Genomic DNA, 7,878 nt, shown 5'->3' on the forward strand with positions numbered 1-7,878 from the left:
GGGGGCGGCGAGCAGGGCGGTACGGATGCCGGGCATGACGGTGCTCCTTGTACGACGAGTGCGGGCACGGGCGGACGACCGAGTGAGTGATGTAAGAGCTTCACTCGTTCGTTAATGGTTATAACTCACCGGGTGTGAGCGGTCAACGCCTTGGTGATAACCTCTAACCAATTGATCCGGCACCGACAGCGAAGGCGGCGCAGACCGTGGCGAAGACGGACGCGAGGACACCGCGGGAGCGCTACCGCGAGCAGGTGCGCGCCGAGATCAAGGAGCGCGCCTGGGAGCAGATCGCGACGGCCGGCGCGTCCGCGCTCTCCCTCAACGCCATCGCCCGGCAGCTGGGCATGACGGGCCCCGCGCTCTACCGCTACTTCGCCAGCCGGGACGACCTGATCACCGAGCTGGTCAGGGACGCGTACCGGAGCCTGGCCGACGCCGTCGCCGCGGCGACGGCCGGCGGTGCCGACCTCGCGGGGCTCGCCCACGCCCTGCGGGACTGGGCGCTGGCGGACCCCCAGCGCTACTTCCTCGTGTACGGCACACCCGTGCCCGGATACCACGCGCCGGACGAGATCACCGGGATCGCCTCGGAGATCATGGCGACCCTGCTCGACGCCTCCGTCGCGGCCCACGCCGACACCGACGCGCCCGCCACGCCGTTCACCGCCCACCTGGCGGACCACCGCCGGTGGGCCGGTGACCACGACGCCCCGCCGGCGGCGCTGCGCCGGGCCCTGGCCTTCTGGACCCGGCTGCACGGTGCGCTGTCACTCGAACTCGCCGGGCACTTCAACGGGATGGGTTTCGACCCGGCCCGGCTCTACGCCGCCGAAGTGGCCGATCTGCTGGGCGGGTCGGGCGGTCAGGGCAGCGTGTGACCCGCCGCGCGGAAGAGGCGGTACCACTCCTCGCGGGTCAGCGGGAGCTCCGAGCCCGCCGCCGACTCGGCGACCCGGCCCGGGTTGGTGGTACCGAGGACCACCTGCATGTTCGCGGGGTGCCGGGTGATCCAGGCGACGGCGATGCCGGTCGGGGTCACGTCGTACTTCGCGGCCAGCTCGTCGAGGACGTCGTTCAGTTCCGCGTGGTTCTCGCGGTCGCCGAGGAAGACCCCGTCGAAGAAGCCCTTCTGGAACGGCGACCACGCCTGGAGGGTCATCCCGTTCAGGCGTGAGTAGTCGAGCAGACCGTTGTCACGGTCGACCGACTGGTCGAGTCCGGCCATGTTGGCGGCGATCCCCGAGGCGATCATCGGGCAGTGGGTGATGCTCAGCTGCACCTGGTTGGCCACGAGCGGTCGGCGCACCGCCGTCTTGAGCAGCTCGATCTGCCCCGGCGTGTGGTTGGAGACGCCGAAGTTCACGACCTTGCCGGCCGCGTGCAGTTCGTCGAAGGCCGCCGCCACCTCCTCCGGCTCCACGAGGGTGTCCGGCCGGTGCAGCAGGAGGACGTCGAGGTACTCGGTGCGCAGGGCCGCGAGGGACTCGTCGACCGTGCGCACGATGTGCTCTTTGGAGAAGTCGAAGAAGCCGGACCTGATGCCGACCTTGCTCTGGATGACGATGGACTCCCGCTCCGCGGCGGAGAGCTTCACGGCCTGCCCGAACCGCTCCTCGCACGCGTGGCGGGAGGGTCCGTAGATGTCAGCGTGGTCGAAGGTGTTGATCCCCGCGTCACGGGCGCTGCCGTAGAGGGTGCGGATGTCGTCGTCGGAGAGCTCGGCGATGCGCATCAGGCCCAGGACGACGTTCGAGGCCCGCAGTTCGGTCTGGGGGAAGGAGATCGTTCGCATCGCACCATCCTCGCCGAGCGCGCCGCCCGGACGCCAGCGACAACACCCGGCCGGCGCCCGGCGCACCACCCGGCCACATGGCCGAAAATGCCCCCTGGCCGACGTGCTGTTGAATCCGGAACGATGGGCGCTGTCGCATTCCGTGCGGCGGCCGGCTCCGCCGTCCCATCCCCGTGACGGTGGAGCCGGTTCGGAATCGGTCTCGTGTGCGGCCGTTCTCCTGACGCGCGTAGAGATGCCGACTACGGTCAACGCATGGACGGGGAACAGTGGTTGGCGGCCTGTCATCCGGAACCGGAGCAGGTCTACGAGCAGTGGGAGGAACCTCCGCATCTGGCGGTGCTGCCGACCGGGGTGCGGTTCGACGTGCTGCGGTTGCCGCAGCCGTTCGCGCTCGCCGTGCTGTGGGAACTCGGCGATCAGGCGCAGAAGATACCCGTGCTCGAGGAGCACGTTCAGCCACGTCCCGTCTTCTACCTCCTCGCCGAACCCGGCACCCTGGACGGACTTCCCACCGGTGACTCCACCGTGCTCACGGTGGGGGACGAGTTCACCGTCCCCTCCCCCGAAGCGGACGGCATCACCGGCGTGCAGCGCCACTCGTTCCTCTGGCGGACCGCCCCCGACGGCAGCGGGCAGCTCGCCGACGCGGACGCGCTGCGCGCCGCCTGCGAGCACGCCCGCGACAGCGACCGTCAGGCCGCACGGGTCCGGGCGGCCCGCTCCGTGTTCTGGGGGGCCAAGCACACCCGCCGTTCCTGATCAGGAGGTGGCGGAAGGCACGGACCCGCGCGGCCCGTCGGTCGCGGCCCGCTCGTCGAGCAGGCCCTCGGCGCGCAGGTCGTCCCATACCTGCTCCGGGATCCGCGCGCAGAACGCCGCGAGGTTGCGCCGCACCTCGGCCGCGGACCGCATGCCTACGACGACGCCCGCGACGGCCGGGTGCCGCACACCGGCCCGTCGAGCGTACGTCGGTCCTGCCGAGCCGATCGCTCTTCATCGTCCGTCCCCTGGCGCGATGCTCCCCGCCGCATCGGGCGGGTGCGGATGTCCCAGACTCCCGCCACGTCCGAGGGCAACCATTGCCGCCCTTCGCATGTCACACCTGTGCCACCCAGGCCACACCGAGAACCCCGAGGTCATGATGAAGCTTCGCCGCGCAGTGGTGACGGCGGCTGCGGCCGCCGTCGTCCCCGTCGCCGTCCTGTCCGCACCGGGCGCGTTCGCGGACAGTGGGACGCCGGGTCCCACGACCACGACGGCGCCCGCCACGGGCCCCGCCGCGCCGTCGGAGTCCCCCCGCACCGACCCCTCCGCGTCGCCCTCGCAGGACTCGTCCCCGTCGGCGAGCACGACCGCCACGGCGCCGCCCGTGGCGCCCGGCAAGACGGTGGTGCCGACGCAGGAGCCGAGTGACGCCACGGAGTGCACCAGCCGCGAGGACGACCCGATGGTCCTGGCCGAACTCCGCGGCCTGCCCACGAAGATCGTCGCCGGTTCCGGCTGGCACGCCTTCACGTTCCGCGTCTCGAACCTGACCGCCAAGGACTTCGCGTCGACCAGCGCCCAGGTGTTCGGGTCCTCGTTCGCCGCCACCGAGGACGACGACGAGGACGCCCCGGACACCTCGCGCCACCTGCACCTGCAGTGGTCCGACGGCGACCGGTGGCACGACATCGACATCAGCCGCGCGCACGACCGGTCGTTCCCCACGTCCGGAGAGCTCGCGGTCCGCGAGCACGCCGACGTCCCGTTGCGCATCAAGGTCGACGCCGCGGCCCCGGCCGGTGCGGGCGCGGTGGTCCCGATCGCCGCGAGTGTGAACGCCGACGGAACCTGCAGCGACAGCGTCCCCGAGGACGGGTACGTGGACTTCGACATCCTGGCGGCCGCCCCGGCGTCGTCCGCGCCGGCGACGAGCAGCCCGGCGGCCGGCACGCCGAGCCCGTCCGTGGGCAGCTCCGCGTCCCCGCAGGGCGGCGGCTCGCTCGCCGCGACGGGGGCCGGCTCCCTGGTCCCGACGGCCGGTGTCGCCGGAGCCCTCGCCGTGGTCGCCGGAGCCGGTGTCGTGTACTCCGTGCGGCGCCGCAGGACCGACGCCGGGTCCTGACCGAGCCCCCCGCGGGGTGCCGTCCGGCTCAGGACGTGGCGTCGAGGTCCACATCCAGGTCCTCGGTCTCGGACCAGAACCGGCCGTCCGCGTCCTTGAGCCGGGCGGCGGCGTGCTTCAGGTGCGTGCGGGCCGCCGCCCGCGCCGCCTCGGCGTCGCCCGCCGCGACGGCTTCGAGGATCGCGTGGTGCTCGTGGCGCACCGCCTCGAAGAAGTCGTCCCGCCGGGCCTCGTTGGCACGGGTGATGCGGATACCGCTGCGGGCCACCTCGCCGAGGTAGCGGGCGGTCGAGACCAGGACGTCGTTCCCGGTCGACTCGGCGATCGACCGGTGGAAGGCCAGGTCCTCCTCGACGCCGTCGCCGCCGGCGGCGACCGCGCCGTCGATCGCGTCCAGAGCGGCCCGCATCCGGGCGACGGCGTCCGGCGTGGCGCGGGCCGCGGCGAGGGCGGCCGCCTCGCCCTCCAGGGCGGAGCGGACCTCCACGATCTGCAGCACCTTGGCCCGGGTGCCGACGGACTCGGCCTCCAGGTCGAGCGGCCGGGCACGGCGCGGCAGGACGAAGACGCCGCGGCCCTGGCGCGGTTCGACCAGGCCCGCGCTGCGCAGCCGTGAGACGGCTTCGCGCACCACCGTGCGGCTGACGCCGAGTTGCTCGACCAGCGCCACCTCGGTCGGCAGTTTGTCGCCCTCGGTGAGGCGCCCGGACTCGATCTCCTCCGCGAGGATCGCGGCGACCTGGTCCGCGAGCCGTACCGGGCCGCTCACCTTGGCAAACATGCTGTCCAGTTTATCGGCCCGAGTCCGGCCGGCCGTCGGCGACCGCCGGGATCGGGGCCGTCACCGCGTCGGCGTGCTCGACGACGTAGGCCCGTACGACCGCGGTGAAGTCCGGGTCGGGTACGAGGCCGAGGGCGGCGGCGCGCGCGTTGTCGAAGTCGGCGGGCCACGAGCCGACGATGGCCTCGACGGCGGGATCGGGCGTGATGGTCACCAGATCGGCGACGGCGTCCCCGGCGAGCTGCCGCAGCGTGTCGACGATCTCGGCGACGGAGACGGTCAGCGCCGGGAGGTTCACGGGAAGGGTGCCGTCGAGTCGGCCGGGTCCCGTGCCCCGGTCGAGTTCCGCGATCCGCAGGATGCCCTCGACGGTGCGCCGGGGCGAGGCCAGGGCCACCCGCAGGGAGGGGTCGACCGGGCAGACGGCCGGCAGTCCGGCGAGCGGCTCGCGGACGATGCCGGACAGGAAGCCGGAGGCCGCCGCGTTCGGCTTGCCCGGGCGCACGGACACCGTCATGAGCCGGCTCACGCGTCCGTCGACGTAGCCGCGCCGGGTGTACTCCGCGACGAGCTGCTCGCAGACGAACTTCTGGACGCCGTAGCTGGACCGCGGGGTGGGCAGGGTCGACTCGTCGACGACCGGTGGGAGCGGCAGCGTGGGGTCGCTGCCGTAGACGGCGACGCTGCTGGCGAACACGAGGCGGACCGTGGGCCCGCCCGCGGCGGCCTGGGCCCTGGCGGCTTCGAGGAGGGCGCGGGTCGTGTCGAGGTTGGCGCGCATGCCGAGGTCGAAGTCGGCCTCGCACGCGGCCGAGACCGCGGCGGCGAGGTGGATCACGACGTCCACCGGCTCGGCGAACAGCTCGTCCAGACGGTCCGTCAGATCGCCCTGGACGGCGTCGACCCGGGGGTCGTCGACGAGCGGCCCGTCGGCCGGGACGAGCAGGTCGGCGAGCACGAGGCGGTCGACGGGCTCGCCACGGAACGTCCGGCCCTCCAGGAGTCGGCCGGCCACCTGCCGGCCCAGGAAGCCGAAGCCACCGGTGATGACGATCCTCATGCGGGTTCTCCTCGATAGTCGGTCAGCCAGCCGAGACCTTCGCTCGTGCCGGCGCGCGGGACGTACTCGCAGCCGATCCAGCCGTCGAAGCCCAACGCGTCGACGACGCCGAACAGATGACGGATGTTCAGTTCGCCCGCGTCCGGCTCGTGACGGTCGGGCACACCGGCGATCTGCAGGTGGCCGACGCGGCCGGTCGGCAGGTCGCGGCGCAGGGTGGCGGTCAGGTCGCCCTCGACGATCTGGCAGTGGTACAGGTCGAGTTGGACCTTGAGGCGGGCGGCGCCCACCTCCCGCACCAGGGCGTGGGCGTCGGCCTGCCGATTCAGGAAGTAGCCGGGCATGTCCCGGGTGTTGATGGGTTCGATCAGGACGTCGACGCCCGCGGCGGCGGCCCGTCCGGCGGCGTGGGCCAGGTTCTCCCGGTAAGTGTCGCGGTACCGGGCCCGCTCCGCGTCCGTGGCCTCGGGGGCCGCGAGACCGGCCATCACGTGCACGCGCTCGCAGCCCAGTTCGGCCGCGTACTCCAGCGCCCGTTCGATCCCGGTGCGGGTCTCCCGCTCGCGCCCGGGCAGCGCGGCGGTGCCGCGCTCCCCCGCGTCCCAGTCTCCGGGCGGCGCGTTGAACAGCACCTGCCGCAGCCCGTTGTCGTCGAGTCGGCGGCGCAGCTCGGCGGCTTCGTAGGCGTACGGGAAGAGGTACTCGACGGCTTCGAAGCCGTCCGCCGAGGCCGCGGCGAAGCGGTCGAGGAAGGGGTGTTCGGTGTACATCAGGGACAGGTTCGCTGCGAACCTCGGCATGGTGACTCCTGTGCTTGCTGTGCTCGCTGTGCGGGCGGTCAGCGGTTGACGACGTCCTTCTTGGTGGTGAGCACCGCGGCGGCGCCCACGACCAGGCTGAGTGCCAGAACGTACATGGGCAGGGACGTCGAGCCCGTGGCGTCCTTGAGCGCGCCGATCATGTACGGGCTGACGAACCCGGCCAGGTTTCCCACGGAGTTGATGACGGCGAGTCCGGCCGCTGCCGCGGTGCCGCCGAGGAACGCGGTGGGCAGCGACCAGAACAGCGGGGCGCAGGTCAGGACGCCGGCCGCGGCGAACGACAGTGCGATCAGGGACAGCGCGGTCGAGCCCGACCAGGAGGCCGACAGCGAGAAGCCGACAGCGCCCATGAGACTGGGGATCACCAGGTGCCAGCGGCGCTCGCCGCGCTTGTCGGCGGAGCGGCCGAACAGGTTCATGGCGACCAGGGCGGCCAGGAACGGTACGGCGCTGAGCGCCCCGATGGCGAGGTTGCCCTCGATGCCGGTGGCCTCCACGAGGGTGGGCAGCCAGAAGGTCAGTGCGTACTGGCCCATCACGAAGCAGAAGTAGATCAGGCACATGAGCCACACCTTGGGCTCGCGGAAGGCGTCCAGGGTGCGGCCGTGCACCGTCCGGTGCGCGGCGTCCTCGGCGACGGCCCGTTCGACGACGGCCTTCTCCTCGTCGGTGAGCCACTTCGCGTCGCGTATGCCGTTGTCGAGGTAGAAGAGGGTGGCCACGCCCACGAGGAGTGCGGGCAGCGCCTCCAGGAAGAACATCCACTGCCAGCCCTGCCAGCCGCTCACCCCGTGGAAGCGGTCCAGGATCCAGCCGGAGAGGGGGTTGCCGAAGATGCCCGCGACGGGGATGGCGGACATGAACAGGGCGATGACGCGGGCCCGGCGGCGGGACGGGAACCAGTAGGTGCAGTAGAGGATCACACCGGGGTAGAAGCCGGCCTCGGCGACGCCGAGCAGGAACCGCAGGACGTAGAAGGTCACTTCGTCGGTGACGAAGACGAACAGGCCGGAGACGACGCCCCAGCTGATCATGATCCGGGCGATCCAGGTGCGGGCGCCGACGCGTTGCAGCAGCAGGTTCGAGGGGACCTCGAAGAGGAAGTAGCCGATGAAGAACAGGCCGGCTCCGAGTCCGTACGCCGCCTCGCTGAAGCCGAGGTCGTCGGACATCTGCAGCTTCGCGAAGCCGACGTTGACGCGGTCGAGGTAGGAGACGATGTAACAGAGGATCAGGAAGGGGACGATCCGCCGGACGACCTTGCGGAAGACGGCGTTCTCGCGGTCGAGGTCGGCTGCCTCGGCGGCGACG

9 protein-coding genes are annotated in these 7,878 nt (G+C 72.0%); 3 read left to right on the forward strand and 6 right to left on the reverse strand.

Features of this window, described 5'->3' with window-relative positions; translation table 11 throughout:
- Positions 1–206 precede the first annotated feature (206 nt).
- Complete coding sequence (locus M4J07_RS45390) at positions 207–881, forward strand: TetR/AcrR family transcriptional regulator (RefSeq protein ID WP_255982782.1); 675 nt, start codon at positions 207–209, stop codon at positions 879–881.
- Here M4J07_RS45390 and M4J07_RS45395 read toward each other — a convergent pair.
- Positions 866–1,795: an aldo/keto reductase gene (locus M4J07_RS45395; protein WP_255982784.1), complete on the reverse strand. Its 930-nt coding sequence runs from the start codon at positions 1,793–1,795 to the stop codon at positions 866–868. The two genes, M4J07_RS45390 and M4J07_RS45395, sit on opposite strands and share 16 nt — an antisense overlap.
- A 255-nt stretch (positions 1,796–2,050) precedes the next feature.
- On the opposite strand from M4J07_RS45395, the gene M4J07_RS45400 reads away from it, so the two are divergent.
- A complete protein-coding gene (locus M4J07_RS45400) occupies positions 2,051–2,557 on the forward strand; it encodes a hypothetical protein (protein ID WP_255982786.1) in 507 nt (168 codons plus the stop codon).
- Here the strand turns inward: M4J07_RS45400 and M4J07_RS45405 are convergent, their stop codons facing one another.
- Positions 2,558–2,746, reverse strand: coding sequence for a hypothetical protein (locus M4J07_RS45405; RefSeq protein ID WP_255982788.1), 189 nt, complete (start codon positions 2,744–2,746; stop codon positions 2,558–2,560). It abuts the gene before it with no gap.
- Between the two features lie 190 nt (positions 2,747–2,936).
- Between M4J07_RS45405 and M4J07_RS45410 the strand changes: the two genes are divergently transcribed.
- Positions 2,937–3,905, forward strand: a complete 969-nt coding sequence (locus M4J07_RS45410) for a hypothetical protein (protein WP_255982790.1) — start codon at positions 2,937–2,939, stop codon at positions 3,903–3,905.
- A 28-nt stretch (positions 3,906–3,933) separates the two neighbouring features.
- Here M4J07_RS45410 and M4J07_RS45415 read toward each other — a convergent pair whose 3' ends face one another.
- The 4 genes from M4J07_RS45415 to M4J07_RS45430 all read right to left on the reverse strand — a co-directional run.
- The gene (locus tag M4J07_RS45415; protein ID WP_255982792.1) at positions 3,934–4,686 is read right to left on the reverse strand and encodes a FadR/GntR family transcriptional regulator; all 753 of its coding nucleotides are present in this window, start codon (positions 4,684–4,686) and stop codon (positions 3,934–3,936) included.
- A gap of 10 nt (positions 4,687–4,696) precedes the next feature.
- Positions 4,697–5,746 carry a D-erythronate dehydrogenase gene (gene denD / locus M4J07_RS45420; RefSeq protein ID WP_255982794.1) on the reverse strand — a complete coding sequence of 350 codons (1,050 nt, stop codon included), beginning with the start codon at positions 5,744–5,746 and terminating at the stop codon, positions 4,697–4,699.
- Positions 5,743–6,546 (reverse strand): 2-oxo-tetronate isomerase, encoded by an 804-nt coding sequence (gene otnI, locus M4J07_RS45425; protein WP_255982796.1) that lies wholly within the window; start codon positions 6,544–6,546, stop codon positions 5,743–5,745. Before otnI ends, denD begins: the two co-directional genes overlap by 4 nt.
- A gap of 38 nt (positions 6,547–6,584) precedes the next feature.
- The coding region (locus M4J07_RS45430; protein WP_255982798.1) for an MFS transporter at positions 6,585–7,878 on the reverse strand (1,294 nt) is incomplete at its 5' end.

It is taken from the genome of Streptomyces longispororuber, from assembly GCF_024448165.1.
GTDB classification, from domain to species: Bacteria; Actinomycetota; Actinomycetes; order Streptomycetales; family Streptomycetaceae; genus Streptomyces; species Streptomyces longispororuber_A.

Coding starts and splice junctions, on each gene's coding strand:
- M4J07_RS45395 (WP_255982784.1), bottom strand. CDS start 1,795: ATGCGAACGATCTCCTTCCCCCAGACCGAACTGCGGGCCTCGAACGTC.
- M4J07_RS45400 (WP_255982786.1), top strand. CDS start 2,051: ATGGACGGGGAACAGTGGTTGGCGGCCTGTCATCCGGAACCGGAGCAG.
- M4J07_RS45410 (WP_255982790.1), top strand. CDS start 2,937: ATGATGAAGCTTCGCCGCGCAGTGGTGACGGCGGCTGCGGCCGCCGTC.
- M4J07_RS45415 (WP_255982792.1), bottom strand. CDS start 4,686: ATGTTTGCCAAGGTGAGCGGCCCGGTACGGCTCGCGGACCAGGTCGCC.
- denD (WP_255982794.1), bottom strand. CDS start 5,746: ATGAGGATCGTCATCACCGGTGGCTTCGGCTTCCTGGGCCGGCAGGTG.
- otnI (WP_255982796.1), bottom strand. CDS start 6,546: ATGCCGAGGTTCGCAGCGAACCTGTCCCTGATGTACACCGAACACCCC.